This is a genomic window from Herbaspirillum sp. GCM10030257, from assembly GCF_042666555.1.
Lineage (GTDB): Bacteria > Pseudomonadota > Gammaproteobacteria > Burkholderiales > Burkholderiaceae_D > Noviherbaspirillum.
In genome coordinates this window covers 1-26,229 of the sequence record NZ_JBHTDH010000022.1, presented here as the reverse complement: position 1 = coordinate 26,229, position 26,229 = coordinate 1, and the positions used below count along the sequence as shown (strand labels likewise).

The 26,229-nt window shown below is 56.3% G+C and carries 22 protein-coding genes; 8 read left to right on the top strand and 14 right to left on the bottom strand.

Features of this window, described 5'->3' with window-relative positions; genetic code table 11:
- Positions 1 to 20 precede the first annotated feature (20 nt).
- The 11 genes from ACFQUU_RS23040 to ACFQUU_RS22990 all read right to left on the bottom strand — a co-directional run bounded on the left by ACFQUU_RS23040 (position 21) and on the right by ACFQUU_RS22990 (position 14,313).
- Positions 21 to 896 (bottom strand): DMT family transporter, encoded by an 876-nt coding sequence (locus ACFQUU_RS23040; protein WP_382250460.1) that lies wholly within the window; start codon positions 894 to 896, stop codon positions 21 to 23.
- A 164-nt stretch (positions 897 to 1,060) separates the two neighbouring features.
- Positions 1,061 to 4,732 (bottom strand): hydantoinase B/oxoprolinase family protein, encoded by a 3,672-nt coding sequence (locus tag ACFQUU_RS23035; protein WP_382250459.1) that lies wholly within the window; start codon positions 4,730 to 4,732, stop codon positions 1,061 to 1,063.
- Between the two features lie 116 nt (positions 4,733 to 4,848).
- Positions 4,849 to 5,898, bottom strand: coding sequence for an SDR family oxidoreductase (locus ACFQUU_RS23030; protein WP_382250458.1), 1,050 nt, complete (start codon positions 5,896 to 5,898; stop codon positions 4,849 to 4,851).
- A 70-nt stretch (positions 5,899 to 5,968) separates the two neighbouring features.
- Entirely contained in the window at positions 5,969 to 7,321 is a 1,353-nt protein-coding gene (locus ACFQUU_RS23025; RefSeq protein ID WP_382250457.1) for an amidase, read from the bottom strand.
- Between the two features lie 21 nt (positions 7,322 to 7,342).
- Entirely contained in the window at positions 7,343 to 8,647 is a 1,305-nt protein-coding gene (locus ACFQUU_RS23020) for a TRAP transporter large permease (RefSeq protein WP_382250456.1), read from the bottom strand.
- The gene (locus ACFQUU_RS23015; RefSeq protein WP_382250455.1) at positions 8,647 to 9,150 is read right to left on the bottom strand and encodes a TRAP transporter small permease; all 504 of its coding nucleotides are present in this window, start codon (positions 9,148 to 9,150) and stop codon (positions 8,647 to 8,649) included. Before ACFQUU_RS23015 ends, ACFQUU_RS23020 begins: the two co-directional genes overlap by 1 nt.
- A 3-nt stretch (positions 9,151 to 9,153) precedes the next feature.
- On the bottom strand, positions 9,154 to 10,131 hold the full coding sequence (locus ACFQUU_RS23010; RefSeq protein WP_382250454.1) for a TRAP transporter substrate-binding protein: 978 nt from the start codon (positions 10,129 to 10,131) through the stop codon (positions 9,154 to 9,156).
- A 20-nt stretch (positions 10,132 to 10,151) separates the two neighbouring features.
- Positions 10,152 to 10,799 (bottom strand): hypothetical protein, encoded by a 648-nt coding sequence (locus ACFQUU_RS23005; RefSeq protein WP_382250453.1) that lies wholly within the window; start codon positions 10,797 to 10,799, stop codon positions 10,152 to 10,154.
- 94 nt (positions 10,800 to 10,893) lie between these two features.
- Positions 10,894 to 11,853 carry a LysR family transcriptional regulator gene (locus tag ACFQUU_RS23000; protein WP_382250452.1) on the bottom strand — a complete coding sequence of 320 codons (960 nt, stop codon included), beginning with the start codon at positions 11,851 to 11,853 and terminating at the stop codon, positions 10,894 to 10,896.
- 382 nt (positions 11,854 to 12,235) lie between these two features.
- Complete coding sequence (locus ACFQUU_RS22995) at positions 12,236 to 13,927, bottom strand: potassium channel family protein (protein WP_382250451.1); 1,692 nt, start codon at positions 13,925 to 13,927, stop codon at positions 12,236 to 12,238.
- 2 nt (positions 13,928 to 13,929) lie between these two features.
- Positions 13,930 to 14,313, bottom strand: coding sequence for a DUF6394 family protein (locus tag ACFQUU_RS22990; RefSeq protein ID WP_382250450.1), 384 nt, complete (start codon positions 14,311 to 14,313; stop codon positions 13,930 to 13,932).
- Between the two features lie 307 nt (positions 14,314 to 14,620).
- Here ACFQUU_RS22990 and ACFQUU_RS22985 point away from each other — a divergent pair, with 307 nt between their 5' ends.
- Both ACFQUU_RS22985 and ACFQUU_RS22980 read left to right on the top strand, forming a co-directional pair.
- Positions 14,621 to 14,881 carry a helix-turn-helix domain-containing protein gene (locus tag ACFQUU_RS22985; RefSeq protein WP_382250449.1) on the top strand — a complete coding sequence of 87 codons (261 nt, stop codon included), beginning with the start codon at positions 14,621 to 14,623 and terminating at the stop codon, positions 14,879 to 14,881.
- Entirely contained in the window at positions 14,878 to 16,221 is a 1,344-nt protein-coding gene (locus ACFQUU_RS22980; protein ID WP_382250448.1) for a type II toxin-antitoxin system HipA family toxin, read from the top strand. The genes ACFQUU_RS22985 and ACFQUU_RS22980 overlap by 4 nt, the downstream gene beginning before the upstream one ends.
- Positions 16,222 to 16,380: 159 nt before the next feature.
- Here the strand turns inward: ACFQUU_RS22980 and ACFQUU_RS22975 are convergent, their stop codons facing one another.
- Positions 16,381 to 16,848, bottom strand: coding sequence for an Lrp/AsnC family transcriptional regulator (locus ACFQUU_RS22975; protein ID WP_382250447.1), 468 nt, complete (start codon positions 16,846 to 16,848; stop codon positions 16,381 to 16,383).
- Between the two features lie 150 nt (positions 16,849 to 16,998).
- Between ACFQUU_RS22975 and ACFQUU_RS22970 the strand changes: the two genes are divergently transcribed.
- Together ACFQUU_RS22970 and ACFQUU_RS22965 are read left to right on the top strand one after the other, a co-directional pair.
- A complete protein-coding gene (locus ACFQUU_RS22970) occupies positions 16,999 to 18,228 on the top strand; it encodes a diaminopropionate ammonia-lyase (protein ID WP_382250446.1) in 1,230 nt (409 codons plus the stop codon).
- 22 nt (positions 18,229 to 18,250) lie between these two features.
- Positions 18,251 to 19,414, top strand: coding sequence for a M20 aminoacylase family protein (locus tag ACFQUU_RS22965; RefSeq protein ID WP_382250445.1), 1,164 nt, complete (start codon positions 18,251 to 18,253; stop codon positions 19,412 to 19,414).
- Between the two features lie 59 nt (positions 19,415 to 19,473).
- Here the strand turns inward: ACFQUU_RS22965 and ACFQUU_RS22960 are convergent, their stop codons facing one another.
- Both ACFQUU_RS22960 and ACFQUU_RS22955 read right to left on the bottom strand, forming a co-directional pair.
- Positions 19,474 to 20,769 (bottom strand): MFS transporter, encoded by a 1,296-nt coding sequence (locus ACFQUU_RS22960; RefSeq protein ID WP_382250444.1) that lies wholly within the window; start codon positions 20,767 to 20,769, stop codon positions 19,474 to 19,476.
- Between the two features lie 344 nt (positions 20,770 to 21,113).
- On the bottom strand, positions 21,114 to 21,989 hold the full coding sequence (locus ACFQUU_RS22955; RefSeq protein ID WP_382250443.1) for a LysR family transcriptional regulator: 876 nt from the start codon (positions 21,987 to 21,989) through the stop codon (positions 21,114 to 21,116).
- A 105-nt stretch (positions 21,990 to 22,094) separates the two neighbouring features.
- On the opposite strand from ACFQUU_RS22955, the gene ACFQUU_RS22950 reads away from it, so the two are divergent.
- The 4 genes from ACFQUU_RS22950 to ACFQUU_RS22935 all read left to right on the top strand — a co-directional run.
- On the top strand, positions 22,095 to 23,816 hold the full coding sequence (locus tag ACFQUU_RS22950; RefSeq protein WP_382250442.1) for an acyl-CoA dehydrogenase family protein: 1,722 nt from the start codon (positions 22,095 to 22,097) through the stop codon (positions 23,814 to 23,816).
- Positions 23,817 to 23,851: 35 nt separating this feature from the next.
- A complete protein-coding gene (locus tag ACFQUU_RS22945; RefSeq protein WP_382250441.1) occupies positions 23,852 to 24,826 on the top strand; it encodes a Bug family tripartite tricarboxylate transporter substrate binding protein in 975 nt (324 codons plus the stop codon).
- Positions 24,827 to 24,832: 6 nt separating this feature from the next.
- Positions 24,833 to 25,954 (top strand): CaiB/BaiF CoA transferase family protein, encoded by a 1,122-nt coding sequence (locus tag ACFQUU_RS22940; RefSeq protein ID WP_382250440.1) that lies wholly within the window; start codon positions 24,833 to 24,835, stop codon positions 25,952 to 25,954.
- Positions 25,955 to 25,979: 25 nt separating this feature from the next.
- A partial coding sequence (locus ACFQUU_RS22935; protein WP_382250439.1) for an acyl-CoA dehydrogenase family protein occupies positions 25,980 to 26,229 on the top strand: 250 nt, incomplete at its 3' end.

The following is a 26,229-nucleotide window of genomic DNA, read 5'->3' as shown; positions in this document are numbered from 1 at the left end:
TTCGAGTCTGATACTGACTATTATTGCTTCAACGTCCGGGAGATCGACATTCGCGTCTCCCATAACACCACGGCAAGTCCTGCCAGACCAATCAACGCAATGCCAAACACCGTGGTCAGATCCGGCAACTGACCGAACACCAGCCAGCCGAGCGCGACCGCCGCAATGATCTGCAAGTAGCTGAACGGTGCAAGCAGTGTCGCCTGCGCTTTGCTGTACGCCATAATCTGCATCAAGTGCCCAACAAACCCGGTAACGCCGGTAGACATCAACAGCAACCACTGTTCAGGCGACAGCTCCGGCGTTTTCCAGAACCAAGGCAGTGCCAGCGTCAACGCAACCGAGCCGAACAGACCGCCATAGTAGTTTGTCGTTAACGGGTCGTCATGCGCTACGCGACGCGTCGCGATCTGGAAGAAGGCAAACGTGAGTGCGGTCAACAGACCAAGCGCGACGCCAACTGGATCAAGCGACGATCCCGGGCGCACGATGATCAGCACGCCAGCAAAACCCATCACCACGCCGACCCAGCGATGCCATCGGTGCGTCTCATCAAGCAGCCAAGGCGCCATGGCCATCAGGAACAACGGGGCCATGAAATTGAGCGAGGTTGCCTCTGCAAGCGGCAGACGCCTGAGAACCGAGAAGAACAGCACCGTCGAGAGCACCATCAGCAAACCGCGGATCAGCTGGCGCGACAGGGACCGGGTCTTGAAGAGCGCGCTGCGCCGCGATGGCAATACAACCGCGGTCATCAAGGCAATGTGCATCACATAGCGCACCCATGTCACCATGAGCACCGGCACACCTGCTAGGACTAACCACTTTGCCGATGCATCCAGCGTGGAGAGTGTCCATAAACCGGCGACATGAATAAATATTGCGTTCTTGTTCAATTTATTTACTGACTCAACGACTTCCAGCTTTGGCTGTACGCAGGTGCTCCGGATTACGGGGCATGGTTGTCGCGCCGCCTGTTACACCCCGTGTGACACAGGGCGCCCGACGTGACGACCATCGCAGGAGTGCCGGTGTAATGATCTGGTAGAAATAGCGGCTATTATTTTTGCGGCGCACCGAATCCGCCGCCGCCCGGGGTTTCGACGACGAACACATCGCCGGGCCGCATTTCGATCGAATCGGTTGCGCCAAGATTAATGCGCGTGCCGTCCTGCCGTTCCACATAGTTAAGGCCGCTGGCTCCCGGCTCTCCCCCCGCGAGTCCGAAAGGCGGGATACGTCGTCGGTTCGACAGGATGGATGCCGTCATTGGCTCAAGGAAGCGGATACGACGGATCGCGCCATTTCCACCGGTGCCTCGCCCGGCACCACCAGTTTCAGCCCGGATTTCGAAGCTCTCCAGCAGGACGGGGAAGCGCCATTCCAGTACTTCGGGATCGGTAAGACGCGAATTGGTCATGTGCGTCTGAACCACGTCGGTGCCGTCGAAGCAAAGCGGCTCGCCCCGCTCGTCTGTGCCAAGCAGCCCCGCACCGGAACCGCCCGAGATGGTCTCGTAGTACTGGTACCGGGCGTTACCAAACGTGAAATTGTTCATGGTTCCCTGTGCCGCTGCCATGACGCCGAGCGCGCCATACAACGCATCGGTAATGCATTGCGACGTCTCGACGTTGCCCGCGACGGTAGCGGCGGGAAAGTGTGGATTGAGCATCGAGCCCTCAGGAATGATGACCTGCAGCGGCTTCAGGCAGCCGGCATTCATCGGGATCTCGTCGTCGACCAGTGTGCGGAACACATACAGTACCGCTGCCATGCAGACGGCTGACGGAGCATTAAAATTGTTCGGCAACTGATCTGACGTGCCGGTGAAGTCGATGACTGCGCTACGCGCTTCGCTGTTGACTTTGACCGTTACCCGAATGATTGCGCCGTTGTCCATCTCATAGGCGAATTCGCCGTCTTTCAGCACGCCGATGACGCGACGCACCGCCTCTTCCGCATTGTCCTGCACATGCTTCATGTAAGCCCTTACCACATCCAGGCCAAATTCCCGTACCATGCGACGCAGTTCGGCGACGCCCTTCTCGTTGGCGGCGATCTGCGCGCGCAGGTCGGCCACGTTCTGATCCGGATTCCGGGCGGGATAGCGACCTCCGCTAAGCAGTTCACGTAACTCACGCTCTCGCAGTTGCCCGCTCTCGACAAGCTTGAAATTGTCGAGCAACACACCTTCTTCTTCGACTGACCTGCTGTTCGGCGGCATTGACCCAGGCGTGATGCCGCCAATGTCCGCATGATGGCCGCGCGACGCAACGAAAAACAGCAGTTCCTTTTCCGCTTCGTCAAATACCGGAGTGACGACCGTGACGTCGGGCAGGTGCGTGCCACCGTTGTAGGGGTCATTCAGCACATAGGCATCCCCTGGCCGTATGCGCCCGGCGTTTTTTCTGATGACGGTCTTGATACTCTCCCCCATCGAACCGAGATGAACCGGCATGTGCGGCGCATTCGCAATAAGGCTACCGTCGACGTCGAACAGTGCACACGAGAAGTCGAGTCGTTCCTTGATGTTGACCGAGAAGGCGGTGTTCGCAAGTGTTGCGCCCATCTGTTCCGCGATCGACATGAACAGGTTGTTGAAGATTTCGAGCATCACCGGATCGACCGCGGTGCCGATCGCGAAACGCTGCGCGCGCTGTGCTGCACGCGTGAGCAGGAATTCGCCACCCGGCAGGGTTTCCAACTGCCACTCTGGTTCCACCACCGTCGTCGCATTGGCATCGGAAACGATAGCGGGCCCGGTGATACGGAGTCCGGCACCCAGGTTCTCCCGCCGGTAAACTGGCGTGTCATGGTATCTGCCGCCCGAGTACATGCGGACAGTCGCGGTAGCTGCGGGCAATGTACCTCCAACGGCTTGCGTAACCTCAGGTGCCCTTGCCTGCTCGCCGCTCCGGCCAATCGCTTCCACCGATAGAGCTTCAATGATGAGCGGCTTGTCCGACATCAGAAAGCTATAGCGCTGCCGGTAGGCAGCCTCGAACGCCGCCTGCATTCCGGACACGTTCCCGTAATCGACCACCAATGCAGCGTCCGTGCCTTCATAACGAAGATGTGCCCGCCGGACGACACTGATGCGCTCCTGCGCGATGCCCTGTGCCGTGACCTGCTGCGTTGCCCTGACAGCCATCTCTGCCAGTACCGCTTCGCATTGCGACAGGCTGTCCTGGTGCAACGGCAGTTCAATGCTGGTTTCGCGCATGGCTGTGATATCCGCGAGCCCCATGCCATAGGCGGACAGTACACCGGCCAGTGGATGAATCAAGGCACGATTCATCCCGAGCGCGTCAGCCACCAGGCAGGCATGTTGACCACCGGCGCCTCCAAAGCTGACCAGCGTGTATTTGGTCACGTCATAGCCGCGCTCCACGGAAATTTTCTTGATCGCATTTGCCATGTTGGACACGGCGATGCTGATGTAGCCTTCGGCAACCGATTCCGGCGTGCTGGCACGCCCGGTATCTTTGGTAATCTGCGCCGCTAGGGCGTTGAATTTTTGCTGCACTGTCCCAGTATCGAGCGGCTGGTTGGCCTGCGGCCCGAAGATCTGCGGAAAGAACGCGGGTTGAACCTTGCCCAGCAAGACATTGCAGTCGGTAACGGCGAGCGGTCCGCCATTGCCGTAAGCGGCAGGTCCTGGGTTGGCACCCGCCGAATCCGGCCCGACCCGCATCCGCGCACCATCGAATTGCAGGATCGAGCCGCCGCCTGCGGCCACCGTATGGATGTTCATCATCGGCGCGCGCATCCGCACACCGGCAACCTGGGTCTCGAATGCGCGTTCAAACTCGCCGTTGTAATGAGAGACGTCGGTCGATGTGCCACCCATGTCGAATCCTATGATCTGATTCGCCCCGGCTGCCTCCGCTACACGCACCATGCCGACAATGCCACCGGCGGGGCCTGACAGAATGGAATCCTTCCCCTGGAACTGATCGGCTGCGGTGAGTCCACCACTGGACTGCATGAACATCAGCTTGATACCGGAAAGCTCCTGCGCGATCCTGTCCACGTATCGCCGCAACAGCGGTGACAAATAGGCATCAACGACGGTGGTATCGCCGCGTCCGACCAGTTTCATCATCGGGCTGATCTGGTGGGAAGCCGATACCTGGGTAAAGCCCATATCATTTGCCATCTTCGCAGCTGCCTGCTCGTGCTGCGGATACCGGTATGCGTGCATGAAGACAATCGCGACCGAACGTATCCCGACGTCGAGCGCCGCCTGCAGCTTCGTCCGTAAATCATCGTGCTGCATTTCCTGCAACACGTCACCTTGCGCGGTGATACGTTCGTTGATTTCTTCAACGCGGCTATACAGAAGCTCTGGCAGCGTGATGCGACGATCGAATATCCGCGGACGTGCCTGATATCCAATGCGCAACGCATCCCGAAATCCCTTGGTGGTGAGCAGTAGCGTGGGTTCGCCCTGGCGTTCAAGCAAGGCATTGGTCGCCACCGTGGTTCCCATCTTGACCGCTTCCACCTGGTCAGCCGGGATCGGGTCGCCTGCCTTCAATCCCAGCAATGCGCGGATACCCGCTAATGCAGCGTCGTCATACTGGCCGGGGTTTTCGGAGAGCAGCTTGTGCGTCACCAGCAAGCCGTCCGGCCGGCGGGCAACGATATCGGTGAAGGTGCCGCCACGATCAATCCAGAATTGCCAGCGACGACTGTCTTGCAGGTTGAAATGTGATGCATCGGTGATCATGATATTGGCTCTATTACGGTGTTGCACCGTCCCGGCATCGGAAACGGGTGCGAATGATGGTGTGGACCGCGGTTGCATGCGGTGCGATGGCGGCAGTTGCGCATACCCGCCCGAACTCAGGGAATGAAGCGTTGTTGCCTGAAGCTGTCAAAGATGCGGATGAACATGTCTTCCGAATCGACAAACTCCTGGAATCCGTATTTTCTTGCTTTCGTGTTGTCGAGCATGATGTCCCAGGTCGGGGCAAATGCATAATTGGCGAACGCCCAGTTGGCGGCCTCGGAAAATGGCGTCGGCAGCAAGCCATGCTCCTGCACGATTTCATTCCATAGGTCTTCCTTGTCCGCCATCATGAGTTCGAGATCGATCTGCTGTACCCCACCGTTCTCGAGTTCAAAGTATTCCGCGATCCGCGGCCATAGATATTGCCACCGGAAATGGTCGCCATTGACCATGTTGAAAGCCTCGTTCGCGGCCGCAGGCGTGGTGGCCGCCCAGAGCATGCCTTTGTTCAGCAACTCGACATCACTTGCGCAATGGATGGCACGAAATGCGGCTTCCGGTCCTGGAAAGCGCAACGGCAATCCCAATTTCTTGCATAGGGTTGCGTAGACGGCGATCGGCTTGGGCAGATTGATGTCCGTGCGTGCGTAGCCACAGACGATATGCGGCCGCATCAGCGAATAAGTCCATGGCTTGCCGCGTGTAAGCTCTTTGAGCAGGTCTTCCTGCGTGTAATAGAAGTTCGGCGGAAAGTGGCGCGCATCGCTCTCCTTGGCCGGTGTCTTGAATGGGCCCAGGTGGCGACCGTAATATTTCGAACCCTGCAACAGCGAAACGTGCTCCAGGCGACTGGCACCTGGCAAGATCGACGTCATGGCATTTCGGAACAGGTCTGTATCCCTGGAAGCCTTGTCCACCCAGCGCGTACCGGTCGCGTGCCCCGTCCAGAAGATGTGCGTGACCTGCGTCAACTGGCCTAGTGCCACTGCACAATCGGCCGGGTCGCTCATGTCACACTCGACATGACGGGCCCGGGTTTCAAACTGGGGCGGACGGCGCGACACGATGGTCACGTCCCATCCTCCCACCTTGTCCAGCAGTTGCGCCATATTGGCACCGACCATGCCGGTGCCGCCAAGAATGACAGCAATCCTGTCTGCCATTGCATCTCCTTATCGTGTAACGGCAGACAGGCATGCGCCAGAATCCTGCCTTAAAGATTCAGGTGGCTTGCTAGAGCGCTGCCTCAATGGCCGCGCCAAGCATTAATATTTGCTCATCTTGCCCCTGCATGCCCCCGAGCATCAGACCAACCGGCGCATCACCGGGTTTATGGCAAGGAAGGCTCAGCGCACAGCCATCAACGAAGTTGAATAGTGTTGGATTGCGCAGTATGAGCAGGTTGGTGGAGGTGTACAGTTCGTCGCTATCACGCAGTGCGGCGATCGGCGGCGCGATCACCGGTACGGTCGGCATCAAAAACGCATCGCAACCCGCATCCGTAAGGCGCTGATGCACACCCGCGCTCCAGCGCCTGCGATCCTTGAGTAGCGTAATGTAATCCGAGGCACTCATTGCAGCGCCTCTACGAATCCGTACCGCCACTCGAGGATCATATTCCGCTTCACGTTTCCCGATCATATCGGCATGCCAGGTCCAGGATTCGGCGGCAATGAAGCCTCCGTGCCGGTTGATATGTGCAAGTTCAGCAAACTCAGGAACCTCAATCTCGACTAGTGTTGCTCCCGCCTTCGACAACGTGCCGCATGCCGCTTCGAACGCTGCGCTCACCGTCGCATCAATGCCGTCAAACACAAGGGTGCGCGGTATGGCGAAACGATGGTTAGCGAGCGATGTCAGCCGCAGATCCGAACGGGAAATTCCAGACAGTATCGCGTCGAGCTGGGCACAGCAGGATACGCTGCGGGCAAGGGGACCGATCGAGTCAAGACTGGTCGATAGCGGCAATACGCCAGTGTCGGGCACACGCCTCGCAGTTGGCTTGAATCCGGTCAGCCCGCAGAGTGCGGAAGGAATGCGCACAGACCCCCCGGTGTCGGTACCAATCGCAGCGACGGCGGCACCCTCAGTGATCGATATGGCGGCGCCCGATGATGAACCACCGGGAATCCTTCCTGTTTCACGATCCCAGGGATTGCGTGGCGTGCCGTAGTGCGGATTCAGACCCAGGCCCGAATACGCGAATTCAGTCATATTGGTGCGTCCGATGATCACCGCACCCGCCTGCCGCAGGCGTTCGACGACGGTGCTGTCGCGTGAAGCCGGCAAAGCGTCATTTCGAACCACCGAACCTGCACGCGTGATTTGCCCGGCTTCATCGAAGAGATCTTTGATCGAGATGGGAATGCCTGCCAGTGGATGCAATGGCACCCCGGCCGCACGTAATGTGTCCATTGCGTCGGCCGTGGCTCTCGCGGTGGCGGCGTGCACTGCAATGAAGGTTGCCTGTGCTTCACCCGAGTTCAATGCGGCCTGCAGCGCAAGTTCAGTAAGTTCTCGACTGCTAACACGTCCGCTGTGCAGTTCACCGCGCCAGTAATCCAGGGTATTAGGAGGAAGGGACATGAATCGCTTTCGTCAACATGTTCAACGTGCCACCATGGCACTCGGCAGGCTCAACACAATCTGCGGGAATATTGTGATCACCGCGACGGCAACGATCATCAGAACAAAAAATGGAAACGAAGCCTTTGCTATCGTGAAGATGTCCTTTCCACTCATGCTCTGCACGACGAATAGATTGAAGCCGACAGGCGGCGTGATCTGTGCCATCTCGACGACAAGAACAATAAAGATACCGAACCAGAGCAGATCGATTCCCGCAGCCTGGACCGCCGGCAAAATCACCGAAGTCGTCAGCAACACGATCGAAATACCATCAAGAAAGCAGCCTAGTACGATGAAGAACAAGGTTAACGCCGCCAGCAGCGCCCAGGCTGGCATGCCCACGCCGGCAATCCAGTTCGCAAGCGCTGCAGGTAGACCGGTAAAACTCATCGCCGAAGTCAGGTAGGCCGCGCCCAACAGAATGAAGAAGATCATCGTCGAAGTTCGCACCGCGCCGAGCAGGCTTTCCACAAAAGTGACACGCGTCAGCATCCCCGACAACGCTGCGATCAACAGTGCGCCGACCACGCCGATAGCAGCGGCCTCAGTGGCTGTTGCATATCCCGCATAGATGGAGCCGATGACGCCGATGATCAAAAGCACTACTGGAATCAGGCTTCTTGAAGCGTTAAGTTTCTCGACGAAACTCATCTTCAACGTTGCAGCAGGAATCTTCTCCTTGTTCAGGCCGGCCCAAAGAAGGATGTATCCAGAGAACAGGGCCATCAGGAGCAGCCCTGGCAACACCCCGGCGATGAACAGCCGGGCTACTGAGATCTGGGCTGCGACGCCATACACAATCATGATAATTGAAGGTGGAATCAGGAGCCCCAGCGTACCCGATCCTGCCAGCGATCCGATGGAGATACTTTCCGGATAACCACGCGACTTGAGCTCAGGCAGGGAAATACGACCTATGGTGGCGGCTGTCGCCGCGGACGATCCGCTGACCGCAGCAAAGATACCGCACCCAAGGACATTGACATGCAGCAGACGACCCGGCAGCTTGTCCACCCATGGTGCCAGCCCCGTAAACATGTCTTCCGACAGCTTGGTGCGAAACAGAATTTCGCCCATCCAGATGAACAATGGCAGGGCCGTCATGGTCCAGCTGGCGCTTGACGCCCAGCTGTTTGTCGCGAGGATGGATCCGCCGGGAGCCCCGGCGAAGACCTCCATGCCAATGATACCGACGGCGATCAGCGCCAGCGCAATCCATACGCCCATGCTTAAAAGCACGATTAATGCGCCAGTGAGCACTATTGCGAGCCACATCATTTCCATTACTCGCTCCTCGCTTCGCCAGCACCGATTTCAAAATTTTCATGCCGCAGCACTCGCACCAGCCGCTCTCCAAACGCCACCATCAGCAGGATCGTGCCAATCGCCATTGGTAACTGAGGCAGCCACAGCGGTACCGCAATCAAGCCCTGCGACACCTCATTGAATTGATAGCTTTCAATCACAAACGCAGTGCAATACCAAGCCAGGTAAGCTGCCAGCAGCAGGCCGATAACCGATACCAGAACTTCCATCGGCTGATGGAGGCGCTGCGGAAGAAAGCGCATTACCACCTCCACCCGGATATGAGACCCACAGTGCAACGCATAAGGCAAGCCGAGAAAGCCCGCTGCGGCCATCGCCCAGGCGGCGAACTCTTCCGCGTCACGCACTGTCGAGCCAAAATTCCGAGCGACGACCTGCGCCATGATCAACACGCAGATCAGTACCAGCGCTGTCGCTGACAATAGCCCGGAGAGCCGGTATAACCGATGCAGGAACGTCATTGCTTAACGCTTAGCCTGGTCAAGTATCGCCTTGCCTTCGGGACCGGCTTTCTTCAGCCATTCTTCAGCCATTACTGCACCGATCTTGGCCAGTTCCGGTTGCATTGCTTCAGGCGTCGGGCCGACAACCATGCCGTTCTTGGCCAGAGTCTGAGTCAACTCACTGGTCTTGGTGCGTGCCACTTCCCATCCTTTCTTTTCAGCACGTTCGGCAGCCGCCAGTACTGCCTTCTGAGAAGCCTGGGGCAACCGTGCGAACGCACGTGCATTGACCATGACCACGTTCTTCGGGATGAAAGCCTGCACGTCGTAGTAATACTTGGCGAAGTCCCACGCCTGGGAGTCGACGCCGGTAGCCGGCGACGTGATCATTGCTTCGATAAGGCCGGTTCCAAACGCTTGCGGAACGTCGCCGGAGTTGACCGTGGTCGGCGAGGCGCCCATCAGTTCAACCAGGCGCGAAGTAGCGGCATTGTAAGCGCGAAACTTCATACCCTTGAAGTCGGACATCTGCTTGACAGGCACCTTGGTGTAGATACCCTGCGGTGGCCATGGCACGCTATAGAGCAGCTTGATGCCTTGCTTCTGCAAGCGCGCCTCCATCTGTGCGCGGCTTGCCTGCCACAACTTCCAGGCGCTGTCGAAGTCGCGTGCCAGCAGAGGAACCGCATCAACTTCAAAGATGGCATCCTCGTTGCCCAGCACTGAAACCAGCACGTCGCCGAGCGGCACCTGACCGGTCTGGACTGCACGCTTGAGATCGGCGCGCTTGAACAGCACCGAATTGGAATGAATCTTGATGTCGAGTTCGCCATTGGTAGCCTTGGCTACGTCAGCCGCAAAGTCACGCGCGACAGAGGTAATGTAGTTACCATCGGGCTGCTCGGCGGACATGTTCCAGCGTTCAGCAGCATGGGCTGATGACAGGCTTAGGCACAAGGCGGCGATGCCGGTGAGGAAGTAGCGGCGGTTCAGGGTCATGAGTCTCTCTCCAAGTTATTTTAGGAAGCAAGCCGCCAGAGCGACTGAAACGAATAGACTTCTTCCGAGGGCAGTCCGACGGATTCTGATAACGCCTGCGCATGTTGCTGTGCAATTTCCGGGCGGGTAGCTTCGATCATCACAAGGGCATCCGCTGGTGCCGGCTTTGCGTCCGCCGTTACCGGCGTGGACAAGGCCGCATCGGTCTCGAGCAATGTCGTGCGTATGATGTGATCTTCGCTGGTCAGATCCCGTAGTCTCTGCCGCAACTGATTCCTGGTGTTTGCTTGCCCGAGGATGTCTTCCGGCACCACAAACAAGGCGAGCGCTCCACCCTCTCCTTCACCATACTCCACACTCAAACGACCGACACGCCGCTGTGTGCCGCGCATGCGTTTGAAGTTCTCAAGCGACCAGGCGGTCTGGTTTGCAAATGCGGTCCGATAGGCTTCGGATTGGAAAGTATCAAGACTGTCCGTATAGTAAAGCGCCAGATACGGCCTTGGACAGGCACTGACTGCGGCAAAACGTCGTGCGCTTTGAAAGCCGGGAATTGCGACACGTTCTTGCATATGCTCACGGTCATACCAGCGATTAAAATCGAGTTCGTGCTCACGATCAACATCGGTCCAGATGCAGAGTAAGCCGCGTTCCTTGTCAGCGTTCATAGGAGCCAGATGGTTGTATTAACAATTATCTATTCTGACTCCGACGAATTGTCAAAGCAAACAAGAAATTTTTTCCATTTCCGATCAAATAAATTTATGGCCTTGCCAGTGCCCATGGATCACCCGGCACTTCTGTCGAGGGCATGCGTGCTACTTCTCTCGGTAGCCCACGCGCAAAATCCTGTGCACTTTGCTGCGCAGCAATGGCGATCTGCTGAAACAGCCGCGTTTCCGATCGCGACCGGTAAGAGCAAATAAGGGACATGTTTGGCATGTCGCTATCTATGCGCAGGACAGACACACTCCCACTGGCCAACTCTTTCTGCACGATGGCAGGCGGGAGCATGGCGAGGCCGAAGCCGTCGACGACGAGCCGCACCATCGCAGACACCGACGTCATGCAATTGATCCTGACCGGCTTCTCGGTTTTGTCCTTGAACAGCCGTTCCAGATACCGATGCGGACCTGAATTACGCGAAAAGCTCAGGATCGGAAACGTCGCGATATCGGCCAGGGTCAGTACATCACCCTGGAGATTCAATCCGGTTGCGCCAAACCAGCGCATCGGGAAATCGCATAGGGGCAAATTCTGTACATTAGTCTCGAACACGGGGTCGGTCTGCAGGATGACATCGAGATGCCCTTTGTTGAATTGCTCGATCAACCGTATGGTTGTATCCCCTGCCAGCTCCACTTCCAGATGAGGATAGGTGCGATGTATGCGCGTCATCAGGTCGGGAAACCAGGAGTGGATAATGGATTCGATCACGCCGATGCGTACCACCCCGGTGTACAGTGCCGGGTCTTTCATGTTCTCCAGCATCTCCTGGGTAGTATTCACCAGACGCTCGGCATAGATCAGTGCCTTGGTTCCTTCCAACGTCAGCGTCACTTCGCGGTCGGCACGGTTGAAGAGGCGCACGCCAAGTTCCTGTTCAAGGGTCGCGATCCGGCTGGACACGGCCGCCTGCGTCGTGTGAAGCTTCTCTGCAGTCAGCCGGAAATTACGAATTCGAGCGAGCCAGACGAATGTTTCCAGAAAGCGTAGGTTCATCGTATTCCTTCATGCCGCTGGTTTACACAGGAGCGGCGCCAGTCACCATCCGTCCCCCTAAAGCCTGTGTTTGTCGAAGCAGTTATGTTTTCCAATTGGCAATATTGGGCGAGAAGCGGTGACGCGTCAAGGCAGTGGTTGCAAGCAGATGCGCCACTATCCCCAAGAGCGGGTTTCATATTGGTGTGCGGAGAAGCGGGTCGATTTTGGCGTGCAGGGCAAGGCGCGCGGAGCGCCGTGTAGCGGGCCAAACAAGCGACAAGCAACGCCGCCCGGCGCGGCAAGGCGGCCCGAGGCGACAGTACATCAATATGAAACCCGCTCTCGTGCCACGTCATTGATCTGGACAGCCGGATCATCAGTGGAAGAGTGGACAGCACCGCTAGCGTTTAGCGAAAAGGAATTGCCACAACCAGCCTCCGCGCCTGTCCCGACCGGTAAGAACGTAATCTAAAGCATTCGCATTTTGCAGTGTCAGATGTAGCGCAGAACGAGCAGCGTGCCGGCCGACAATCAACAGTGCATCGCCTGCCTTCAACTTGACGTCATCGTCCGGAAGGAGAAGATGCTCCCCTTGCCGCACGATCATCAAGACGATGGCTGGCAAGACCGCCTTCCAGTCCGCATTGTCCCGCATTAACTCGCCGACACAGATAGGCTGGTGGTCCATCAGTGCCTTGTGTACCGGCGGCGCAATGTGCTCCTCAATCTTCACGTCCCAGACTTCCGGTACGAGGCCGTCACAGAGGGATTCCAGACGGGAGGAGACTTTCTTGCACCAGCTTTCGTCAGCGCCTCGCACTGCGCCGAGAAAACGTGCAAGGAACGGCGTGGTAAGGATCGAAATGCATTCCTGCGCCACGACGCGCGTATGCACCATGCTGAAATCGGGCCGGAATATATTGAACAGTACATCGTTGGCGGCCTGGTTCTGGCGCGCCACAATAAATATGTTCGGATTGAGCTTCTTGGCCATCATGGCGATGGAGAGATTGCTGATATCGTTGTCACTGCCGGCCACAATACCGCGGGCTTCCATGATGCCTGCTTCTTTCAGGACGCTTGCTTCCGTTCCGGTCCCCCGCAGAATCTGAAAATTCTCAGGGGCCTCTCCCTTCGGATCAATAATAGACAGCTTAACGCCGGGTAATGCAAAAAAGCGGGTAATCGCGCTTCCAAATTGACCGTAACCACAAAGGATCCAATGCCCGCGCGGCGGACGGTGCACTTGCGGCAGCGGTGTCCCTGGCAGCGCGGTCAGTATTTCAATAAGACGAAATCGCTCTGGGGAGGAAATTGCCATCGCCAGGTATTCGGCAAACCTCTCATAGGCATCCACGATATGGTGAGTGCCGAATGTGGCCATGTTGGCAGCGACCAATGGGCTCCGTACCCGGGCGAGAACAGTGATGTCGGGGTTGAGAAGGCGTACATTGATGGCGATCGCAAGATTGGCTTGTTCATCGTTGGTCACAGCCAGCACTCCGCGACATTTCTGATGGCGCAGGCCCGCCATCAGCAAATAGTCCGACATGCGGGCGTCAGCTGCAAGAACCGGATCATTCGTGATGAAGTCCTCCATATCCAGTTCTTCAACCCGCAGTTCATTTTTCTCCAGAATGACAAAGTCATAACCCAACACATCAAAAGCGCGACAGATAAGACTGCCGGTCTCGCCACATCCGCAAATCAGATAGAAAGGTGTTTGTATACGTTTTACACGCCGGGCAAAACGGGAAGCGACCAAGGTTTGTAGAAACGCGGTGTCCTTTAGCAGTGCCAGTACGGTGAAGATCGAGTAGGTCCATGCAATGACCGTCATGTAGATACATACCGTGACCCACAGCCGTTGCGCATCGGAGAAGGCCTTGGGGATCTCACCAAAACCAATTGTTGTGGCGGTGTAACTGATGAAATAGAAGGCGTGGAAAAAACCAAGGGGCGGTGCCGCCGTCCCATCCTCGTTCTCACCGGGAACGAGGGTCAATCCCAGTACTCCCACTGCGTAGAGGACGACAAGCACGATGAGTGGCGCCCTCATGCGCCGCAGAATCAGGAAAAATACACTATTCACGATTAACGCCGCATCATGACTGTTTCAACAATGAGCATGATGAGCGAGACGATATTGGCTAAAAGCGCTCCGCCGGATAAGGAAACGACACTGGCCGTATGTTCGGGTGTCATGCCGGCGCCGGTCACATGCACGACAACGGTCCAGATAACCGCCGCCGCAATCAGTTGAATATCCGCAACCAGGCTAGTGGATAAAAGCACTGCGCCGATCTGCGTACGGTCACCAAATTTCAGTATTGTCGCGATTAAATTGACGATAATGGCGGCGAACAGTTCATAAACATTGTGCAACTCTGGGCGATCAATATCGCCAATGAAAAAACCAAAGTTGAGCGTTGCTGCAAAAACGATAAAAAACGCAAATATCACCTTTTCGAGGTTCATAAGCCGCCTTTACACGCGATTGGAAAAGCCTTTACACCGTTATACCTGTGGCCCGCTTTTCAGGAATTGCTATTTGTTTAAAGTTGGCGCTTTATTCGAACTGTGCCAAATGTGCTTCCATTGTGGTTCCAGCCAACGGCTGGTTCATCATGGGCACGCCCCTAAAAATGACCGATCGGTAACGATATGGAACCACAAGAGGCTGTTAGCCATCAAAATTACCGATCAGTCATTTTTAAATTGAAAGAACAGCTCACCAGCATTAAAATTACCGAGCGGTCATTTTAAACCAAGAATAGGGCATAAAATGGAAGAGAAATTACCGATCGGGAATGAGGCCGACTTTCCCATTACTGTTTCAAGGATGGAGGATATAGGGTTCGTCGTCCAACAAGTGCGTAAAAGCCAAGGCATGACGCAATTGGACATTGCTGGGCTTGGTGGTGTGGGTAACCGCTTTATTGTGGACCTTGAGAAAGGGAAAAAGACGGTTCAAATGCAAAAAGCGATGGATATTCTTGCTCTTCTAGGCCTTGAAATTGTGATCAGAAAAAAAGGTAAGTCATGAGCGATAAAGCCGTGCCAACTGCTCTTTCGGTCTACATGGAGGATGAACTGGTCGGTACGTTGCATCGTACGGACCCTCTGAGCTTTAGCTACGCAAACAGCTGGCTCGAACGGGCCGGGGCTACGGCATTACATGCAACATTGCCGCTCGTGCCGGGTTCAAATGATTCTGCGCAGGTCTATGCATTTTTCGAAAACTTGCTCCCGGAAGGCGACCAGCGGAAAATCATTAGCCTGCGCCATCACGTCTCCAGCGTTTTTGGGATGCTGTCGATGGTTGGCGGAGATACCGCCGGCTCAGTTGTGCTCCTTCCCGAAGGGCAGGCGCCACAGCACCCGATCTATCAACGTCTAACCTGGGAACAGGTCAACGCATTGATCCACGCTGATGGAGAGCTCGCCGGAGAGCGCGCCGCTGTCGAGAAAGCAGCTGCAGATCTACCAAAACCACGCATCTCGATCTCAGGCGCGCAGTTCAAAATGCCGGTATCCCTCACTGAAGACGGACACCCCTTGCGACCAATGGGCTCGGCGCCGTCGACGCATATCCTGAAGCCTGACATGGTGCGGCCAGATATCAAAATTTTCGCTTCTGCTGTCAACGAGACGATCGTCATGCGCGCAGCACAGCTCTGCGAACTACCAACGGCGAAGGTCACGTACCAACCCGTTGTTAAAGCATGCCTGGTTGAGCGGTATGATCGGGTGCTACGGGAAGACGGATTGTTAAGGCGGCTTTGGCAGGCTGACTTTTGCCAAATTGCCGGAAAACCCTCTGACGTGAAATACGAGGCAGACGGCGGTCCATCGTTCCGGGACTGTTTTGAGATCGTCAAGGACTCCGCACGTCCGGCCGTCGATCAACGCAATTTGCTGAGATGGCTGTTCTTCAATCTCTATGTGGGCAACAATGACTCGCATGCCAAGAACTTGTCGATGATCGCCACGGACGAAGGATTACGCCTCGCTCCTTTCTACGACCTCATGAGCACTCGCGTATATCCAGGACTTGGACAGAACTTTGCATTCACCGTCGGCGGGGAGACAGAGCCTGGCAAGATTGGCCCGCCACAGATCCGTGCGTTGGCCGAGTCGGTCCGTGTGGGACCTAAGTATGTTGAAAAAATCGCACGCGAGATGGCGGTACAAGTCGAAACTGCGATCCCAATGGCGGTAAGGGAAATAGAGCCCCTCCTCGGCCCAGCAGAAAAGGCAATGGCAGAGCGATTGCAGCAAAAGATCGGCAGCCTTGTCCGAAAAATGCGAAGCAGGATCGCGCCAGTGGGTAACGGAAACGCCGTTGAACCTGACCGAGAAGATGAAGATGAAGATGAGCAGTAAAGGCCGTTTACCTGAACTGGTTTAGTTAAAAGATTGAATGCGTTGATGGTACGACTTACACCGGAATTGCCAACGATGTCCAGGCACGATATACGGCGTATCAGTCCTGCCAAAGGCCGTGCAGTATCTTTTATCTTATTTGCTTGAACTAAGCTTTGCCTAGTCGATAGGCACCGTCAGCCCAACTTTCACGCGATCCATCGCCACGAGCGTCTTAAAGCGTCTGACGTTGTTGTTACCGAAAAACAGGCTGCGCGTGAGGTTGTTGTACTGATCCATGTCCTTCACGGCAAGCACTAACACAAAATCCCACTCCCCTGCCACGTAATAACACTGCTGGACCTGCGGGCATTTAGCGAAGGTGCGTTTCATGTCGTCGAGCAGATCGATCTGCTCGCTCTCAACCTCTACGGTCGCAATGATTGATAGCCCGTATCCGACCGCACCGGGTGCGACCATCGCCGTGCATTGAGTGATCGCACCTGTTTCCATAAGCCGCCGAAGCCTGCGATTTACCGCAGCAGCCGAGAGGTTGACGCGGGCACCCAACTCGTTTTGCGGTAGGGTCGCGTCCTTTTGCATTTCAGCAAGAATCTTCCTGTCGTAGGCATCAAGTTCGGTGAGCATAATTCTTCCGTCGTAACGTGCAAAGTTGCAATGAAATTGCGCTGTGATGTCCAATATTAAGTCTGTTTTACACCTCAATGTAAATAAAATTTCACCCTACCCTTGGCCTTACGACGAGGTGGCCGTTATGAAAAAGTGGGGAATAAGCTTATGTTGGTATTGAATCAAAACGTCACTCGCGAAACCTACCCGCCTGAATTGGCGAGAATCCTGAACGTTGAGGCAGCAGAGGAGAGCCGCGCATGGCTTCGGCAGTGGGATCAGTTACGGCAAGGCGAGACGCCCCTCTGGTCACTTCGTTCTGCAGCAAAGCGACTCGGCGTCGCGGAAGTCGCTGTCAAGGACGAATCCGTCCGGTCAACGCTGGGCAGCTTCAAGGCACTGGGTGCACCGATTGCACTGATCAGGCTGGTCCGCCGCCTGTGGCCGGCCGAAAATCTGAGGGCAGCCGACCTCTTTCGGGGGCAGCATCACGCGCTTCTGCAAGACTTGACCGTCATCAGTGCAACCGACGGCAATCACGGTCGGGCACTCGCGGCAGCGGCACGCTCTCTCGGCTGCCGATGCGTCATCGTGCTGCACGCCCACGTCAGCGCGGAGCGGGAGCAAGCCATCGCGGCATATGGCGCCAGGATCATTCGCATCTCGGGCAACTATGACGAATCCGTCAATAAGGCCGCGCGGCTTGCTGCGAAAAATAAGTGGTTCGTTGTTTCGGACACGTCGTATGACGGCTACGAGGACATCCCGCGCGATGTCATGCAAGGGTATGGAACCATCGTGGCAGAGGTGATCGAGCAAACCACTGGCGGCCGGGCAGATCCGGCGTTCACCCATGTGTTCCTGCAAGGCGGAGTCGGCGGCCTGGCAGCCGGGCTGGCCAGCTATTTCTGGGAGTATCACGGCGAGCACTGTCCCAGGTTCGTGGTCGTGGAACCGGAGCAGGCAGATTGCCTGATGCAGAGCGCGATCCGGAATGCCGCCTCGAAGGCCACCGGAACGGTGGATTCTGTAATGGCCGGGTTAGCCTGCGGCGAGGCTTCCCCGCTAGCCTGGAAAATTCTTCAGCCGCGCATCGATGCCTTCCAGACCATTCAGGATAGTGACGCCGTGAATGCAATGCAGTGGCTGGCGTCGGGATGCGACGGCGATGTTCCGATAGTCGCGGGCGAATCAGGAGCAGCGGGCTTGGCCGGACTTGTTGCCCTTCTCAAGGATAAGAAGAGTGCGGAAATGATCGGCTTGAACAGCGACGCTCGGATTCTTCTCATCAACACGGAAGGAGCGACCGCACCGTCGGTTTATGCCGATTTGACAGGCGTTTCAGCCGCCCAGGTCCTGAAGCGCCAGGCGGACTATCTATCATACCCAGTTGCCTAACCCGCACCCAAGAGGAACAACCATGGAACATGCATTGCAAGACGAGCTCATCACATGGCGCCACCATCTTCATCAGCACCCGGAAACCGGCTTTGAGGAATTCCAGACTTCCGACTATGTTGCAGCTGTGCTCAGCGGTTTGGGAATGGAAGTCCACCGCGGTATTGGCGGCACAGGGCTGGTGGCCAACCTAAAAGTCGGCACGAGCGACCGGGTGATCGGTCTGCGCGCGGACATGGACGCCCTCAACATTTCCGAAAACGCGGCCAAGCGTCCTTATGCCTCATGCCATACGGGGAAAATGCACGCCTGCGGCCACGATGGGCATATGGCAATGGTTCTCGGAGCAGCGAGGATTCTTGCGGAAACGCGAAACTTCAACGGGACTGTGCGCTTCATCTTCCAACCGGCGGAAGAGCATGGCCGCGGAGCGAAGGCAATGATCAGTGATGGGTTGTTCGAGCGGTTTCCCGTCGACGCAATATTCGGCACCCACAACATGCCCGGCATTCCTGCAGGTGATTTCGCGACTCGCCCCGAAGGCATCATGGCTAGCGAGGACAACTTCGTGATCAGGATCAGGGGACGCGGCACCCACGCAGCCAGACCTCATATGGGAGCAGACCCCATCGTCGCCGGCGCACAAATCGTACTGGCACTGCAAACGGTGGTTTCACGCAACGTGGATCCCGGCCTGCAGGCCGTGGTCTCATGCACCGAGTTCGTCACTGACGGCATCCGAAATGTGATTCCCTCCAATGTGGTCATCAAGGGAGACACCCGCAGCTACGACGTAGAAGTCCAAGCCCTGCTGGAACGACGTATGCGGGAGATTTGCATGGGCGTTTGCCAGGCCCATGGCGTTGATTGTGATTTTGAGTACACCCATGAATTCGCGCCAACGATCAATTCACCTGAATATGTTCAGCTGGCGGTCGACGCGGCGGCGCGCATCGTTGGCACATCGCGCGTCGACGCCAACGTCAAACCCATGATGATCTCCGAGGATTTCGGTGCATTCCTGCGTGTCGTTCCCGGCAACTTTATATTTATCGGGAATGGCGCTACCGGCGAGAACGGCGGTATCCCATTGCATAACGCTACTTACGATTTCAACGACCGCATACTTGAGACAGGCGCGAGGTATTTTTCCGAACTAACCCGGCTCGCCCTGCCGCTCGCCTAAGCCGAACAGCTCTGCTCCAGCCCGCCCCGATTCTACGAGAGACAATATGGAACGCGGAACTACATTGCGAGTCCGCGTGCCGTTAGGGGTTTACTCTTGTCAGGCAATTGCATAGAAACCGTGGCGGCAATCAGGAGCAAAAGTCCAGCGGTACCGAAAGCAATCCAGTGCGTACCGAACGCCTCGAAACCCCATCCGCCCAACCATGAACTTATCATCGCACCGATCTGATGGCCCAGGTATGCCCAGCCATACATGACACCGACCAGACGGACTCCATAGACGTCGGCCAGGATCGCTGACGAGGTGGCGATACTGCCGGCCCATACAAGACCGCCTATGGTCGCTGCGATATATAGCTCCCAGTGTGTGCCTACGAGAAGCAATGCAAAGAACCCGATACCACGGATGAAATAGATAGCGGCCAGAATATTCCGGCGTGGCAGGCGATCGGACAAACGCCCAAGGATCAACGTGCCAAAAATGGCGACAAAACCAATCACCCCGATACCCATGGAGCTGGTCATCGCATCAAAACCATGGTCCATCAGCATCGGCATGCCATGGGTACCTAGTAGATTCATGCTGAAACCACAGGCAAACAAACCTAAAAATATTTTCCAGAATGGAGACGTCCGGACCGCTTCACTAAATTTCAAAGCAGCTACTGCTTCAGGTTGCGGCGCATTTTGAACGGGAATCTGATCTGGCAGAAGATCCGTATTGAGCGGAGCACTGTCTCGGATGATAAATAGCGCTGTAGGAACTGTGACTGCAATAAAGACGGCGGCAAAACCCAGAAGCGTGGTTCGCCAGCCAAATGCTTCAATCGCGAATGTCAGCAAGGGCGTCATGACAGCCATGCCTGCCATGGAGCCCGTTGACAGGAAAAACAGCGCCATCCCGCGCTGACGTGTGAACCATCGACTGATGACAGGCGTAAGTGCCACCGGACTGGTAAAGGCGAGACCAACAGACAGCAGTACACCAAACGCTAAAAGAAAGGTAACCGGCGAACGCGCTGATACCGACCAGATGACAGATGCAGTAACAATCCCTGTGCCCAGCAACAATACCAACCTGGTTCCGTAACGTCCTACCATATAGCCGGCCAAAGGCATGGCCAAGCCATAAAAAAGCATGCCAATCGCAATGATCCCGGAAAGCAGACTCCGACTAAAGCCAAGGTCTTGGGACATTGGAAGGAAGAATGGGCCAATTCCGAGGCGCATACCCACGGTCAGCAAGGTCAGTAAAGTCGCCGCCCCAACAATATTCCATCCGAAGTACCACACTTCTTCGCGCTTCGCAGTTGGCGGCTGCTGTTCGGATCGCACCTTGCCGTTCTTATCCATATTCCTTGTCCACGGTCGGGATTATTTGAAATCCGGGCGCAAGCAGGCTTTCGCAGCATCGCCGGGATAAAAGCAAACGCAGGGTGTGGAACTTCATCACGCTCCGATGTCGCATTTACCTTCACACATCAGACAACACTTTAACGGAAGTGGGAAAGTAGTGTGAAATGCAGTTGAAAACCCGGTTTTGGCATTCTTCGACATCACTCAGGACGCAATGAAAGATGTTTCATGCTGCTTGGCAATGATCAGTGCACATGACAGGATATACAGAAAAATATCGCCATCCACTGCCACCTTCCGCATTCACAGCGCAGAAAAGTCTGGCGCTTATCCGCAGTACTTCAGTCTTTCTTGAGTGCCTCAATCAATGTCGGCAAGACAGCCGGCATTTGTCGCTCGTCCCATACCGCGTAGACCTCGGACCGGTATCTGGACGCTCCGATTGAAAGAAACCGTACGCCCCCAATTCCCGCATCGGCAAGTGCGCTGGGCACCAATGCAATGCCCATTCCTTTGGAAACAAGCGAAACCACACTTAGCCAATGGCGAACCTCATGCCGGACAGTCGGCTGCAAGCCTTGTTCTTCGCATAACGCCAAAATACGCTGGTAGTAATCCGGTGAAGCGCCACGAGAAAACATGATGAGCGGTTCGGCCGAAAGCATGCTTAGATCGACCGCTTCTCCTTCCGCCGCAGGATGGTAGCTCGGCAAACAGCATACAAATGGCTCGGACGCATAAAGCGTCCTGCTAAGTTCTCGCGGGATTCGTGCGGTGTGGACAAAGCCAAGATCGATTTGGCCGCGGATCAGGGAATCCACCTGCTCGCTGGAATTGCCCTCAGAGAGAACGATATCCACCCGAGGATGTGCTTTTTGGAAGGCGGACAGCCGCTCAGGCAAGCCGCGAAACAGCATCGATCCGACAATGCCGATGCGTACACGGCTGCCGGCACCCTTCGCAATTTGCCGCACCCTTTCCTTGCCCTCCTCTGCTTCGGCTAGCAACCGGAATGCAATTTCACGAAACGCTACACCCGCCGGAGTCAGTTTCACCGACTTGCTGTTACGCTCGAAAAGCGTCGCACCGAGCGATGCTTCCAGTTGCTGGATGTTAAGGCTGAGAGGCGGCTGGGAAATTGCAAGGCGCTTTGCCGCCCTGCCGAAATGCAACTCGTCAGCCAGCACAACGAAGTACTTAAGGTGTCGGAATTCCATCGATCATCGATTAAAAATTAATATTGAATCATTCTAATTCAATATTTGACGCATATCGAACCCGATCGCACAATGAATCACAACCTTTGTAATCGGAGACGATCGATGACTGCCCGCGACGCTATGCATGAAGAAGCCATTCCGGACCGCTTTGGTACCAATTCTTTTGTCGAAGACCGCGAGCTGGAATCGCTATTACGGCTCTATCTCCCTGAACAGCTCGTCGATCATCTCAAGCCCCATCTTCACCGTCTTGGCGAACTCGCCGGCGGCGTCCTCGACGCCCTGGCCCAGACCTCCGATCGCAATCCGCCAACGTTGGAACATCGCACCCGTACCGGAAAGGACTTGCAGCGCATCGTCAAGCATCCGGCCTACGTGGAAATGGAAAGAATCGCCTATTCCGAGTTTGGCCTGGCCGCCATGTCACATCGCGGCGGTGTGCTCGACTGGTCCGAGCCAATGCCCGCTGCTGTCAAATACGCGCTGACATTCCTGTTCGTGCAAGCTGAATTCGGGCTTTGCTGTCCGGTGTCCATGACCGATTCGCTGACCAGGACCTTACGCAAGTTTGGCGATCCCGCGCTGGTGGAGCGTTATCTCCCGGCGCTGACATCGCAGGATCTGGACGCGCTTGCACAGGGCGCCATGTTTATGACCGAACAAGGTGCAGGGTCCGACATTGCCGCAACCGCGACCGTGGCAAAGCGTGACGGGGCAATCTGGAAACTAAGCGGCGACAAGTGGTTCTGTTCCAATCCGGACGCCGCGCTTGCGATGGTGCTGGCCCGGGTGGAAGGTGCTCCTGAAGGCATGCGGGGTGTATCTCTGTTCCTGCTACCACGCCGACTTGAAGACGGCTCTCCCAATGCCTACCGCATCATCCGGCTCAAGGACAAGCTCGGAACCCGCTCTATGGCAAGCGGAGAAATCCGTCTTGAAGGCGCTACTGCCTACCTTGTCGGCGAACTCGGGCGAGGATTTGTGCAGATGGCAGACATGGTGAATAACTCTCGCCTTTCAAATGGTGTGCGTGCCGCCGGCATGATGCGCCGGGCGGCGGCTGAAGCGCAATACATTGCGCGCCACCGCAAGGCGTTTGGCAAACGTTTGATTGACATGCCGCTGATGCAGCGCCAGCTTGCCAAAATAATGCTGCCCGGTGAACAAGCCCGTACCATGATGTTCCAGGCTGCGGATGCCCTGCGACGCGCCGACGGTGGCGACAGCAATGCATATGCATTAGTACGCATTCTTACTCCCATGCTGAAATTCCGTGCCTGTCGCGATGCGCGTCGCGTGACGGGCGATGCGATGGAGGTACGTGGCGGCTGCGGATACATTGAAGAGTGGAGCGATCCGCGACTGCTCCGGGATTCCCATCTTGGGTCAATCTGGGAAGGCACAAGCAATATCGTCGCGCAGGATGTGATTCGGGCAATTAATCGCGAAGGCTCTCTGACAGTACTTCAGGACCATCTATCGGCTCTGGTGGAACAGACGACCATGCACCCTGCCGTACGTGCGCGGTTTTCAGCACTGGTTGCCCAAGCCTCCAGCTTTGCCGAAGTGGCCGCCGCAACGGGAGGCGACCGCCATGCGCGCCAGGCTGCATCAGCGCTGTATCACCTAAGCTCTGCTATTGCGATGGCATGGGAAGCAAGCAAGACCGGTTCGCTAAAACGCATGGCGTTGGCACAGCTGGTTGTTCTGCACCGCCTCTCGCCGCGGGATCCGTTCAAACCCGACAGTGACGCAGGAGCACAGCTGCTCTTTGATGATGATGCAAATGCGGATCCGGCAACACTAAACCTACTTGAGCAGTAAAACGACGCCTACTCAGGGCAATAAAGGAGACAACAGTGAAAATCGCATCCATCGTTCTTGCAGGCTTACTTGGCATCGTTAACAGTCCCGCCATCCTGGCGCAGGACGCAGCATCGGGCAAGCCAATTACGCTGGTGGTTCCGTTTGCACCGGGCGGCCCGACGGATGCAATGGCACGTGCCATTGCCCACGAGCTCAAGGACATTCTTGGACAAACGGTCATCGTCGACAACCGCGCCGGTGCTGGCGGTAACATCGGTGCCGATTTTGTTGCCAGGGCGCCGGCGAATGGACAAACCATCCTGTTTGGCACGTCTGGCCCGCTCGCCATCAATGCAAGCCTTTACAAGAAAATCAGCTACGACCCGTTGCGCAGCTTCACGCCTATTATCAATCTGGGTTACCTGCCGAACGTTCTGGTAGTACATCCCGGCATTCCGGCGAAGAATGTCAAGGAATTGATAAGCTACGGCAAGGCGAATCCCGGCAAACTAAGTTATGCCTCGTCAGGGAATGGCGCATCGTCCCATCTTGCCGGCGTTATGTTCAACAAGCTCGCAGGGACCGACTTTATGCACGTTCCCTACAAGGGCACAGGGCCCGCGCTGAATGATCTCATCGCCGGACATGTTTCCATGGCTTTTACGGATGTGCTTACCGCACTGCCGTATATCAAAACCGGAAAGCTGCACGTGCTTGGCGTAACGACAAGCGGTCCTTCACGCGCCCTGCCTGACGTACCGACCGTCGCTGAACAGGGAGTCAAAGGCTTCGACGTCAGCGTCTTCTTCGGCATCGTCGCCCCGGCCGGCACACCTCCGGATGTTGTTGCCAACTTGAACCGGGCATTCGCTACGGCGTTGAAACGGCCGGAGCTGGCAAAGTCGCTGGAGAAGCAAGGGCTGGAAATGGCTCCTAGCACCGATCCCGAAAGTCTTCGTACGTTTATGGCGAGCGAAGTCACGCGCTGGAAGGATGTCGTTAAAAGCTCGGGTGCACAACTGGACTAAAGAACTATGACAACCACAGCGACAGGAGCCCTTCAGGGGCTCAAAGTAATCGATGTTTCGCGTATCCTCGGTGGACCCTATTGCGGTCAAATTCTCGGCGACCATGGCGCGGACGTGCTCAAAATTGAACCGCCCCAGGGCGACGATACCCGCACATGGGGGCCACCGTTTCTTAACGGAGTCGCTTCTTATTATCTCGGCCTGAATCGCAACAAGCGCGGCATGCGACTCGATTTAAGCGAGCCTGCCGGTCGTGCAACCTTGCTTGAGCTTTTGTCGGATGCGGACGTTCTGCTTGAAAACTTCAAGACCGGCACACTGGAAAAGTGGGGGATAGGCTACGAGACTTTGTCCGAGCGTTTTCCCCGCCTGATCCACTGTCGAGTAAGTGGATTCGGCGCCGACGGGCCGCTCGGCGGTTTGCCTGGTTACGACGCCGCAATTCAGGCGATGAGTGGCATCATGAGCGTCAATGGCGAAGCGGGTAGCGAGCCTCTACGCGTCGGCTTGCCGGTCGTTGATATGGTCACAGGGCTGAACGCGGTGATCGGAATACTACTGGCCGTCAACGAACGCGAGCGCAGCGGAAAGGGACAGTTCGTCGAGGCGGCTCTTTACGATAGCGGACTCTCACTGCTCCATCCGCATGCAGCAAACTGGTTCTTGAATGACAAGACCCCAGTGCGCACCGGGAATGCGCACCCCAACATCTATCCCTACGACAGCTTTCCGACTCGCACCTCTCCGATCTACCTGGCAGTCGGGAACGATCGCCAGTTTCAGATTCTTTGCAAAGTGTTGGGCGCGCCTACCCTCGCCTATGAGAAAGAATTCCATGACGCCGGTTCCCGTTCGGCCAATCGCAGCCTGTTGCGAGACCAACTAACTGCACTACTGCAAGAATTCGAGGGCGAGACGCTGACCGAGCGGCTGATGAAAGAAGGTGTTCCCTGCGCTCCAATCCTTGATGTCAAGAGCGCACTTGAGCACCCGCACACTGCGCACCGCGAAATGCTAGTCAGTATGCCGAATGGCTATAGAGGCATAGGCTCGCCCATCAAGTTAAGCCGTACGCCAGCAACCTATCGACTACCGCCACCGGATGATAGTGGCGAATTAGAAATCTGATACTTCAACCGAACAAGGAGCTAACTTGAGGCCTCTCGACCAGAAAGTGCAATTTCACTGGGACGATCCGCTGCTGCTGGACCAGCAGCTGACCAACGACGAACGCATGGTGCGCGACGCCGCCAATGCGTATTGCCAGGACAAGCTACAACCCCGCGTGCTGGAAGCCTTCCGCCATGAAAAAACCGATCCGGCGATCTTCCGCGAAATGGGCGAACTCGGCCTGCTCGGCCCCACCATCCCCGAGCAATACGGCGGCCCCGGCCTCAACTATG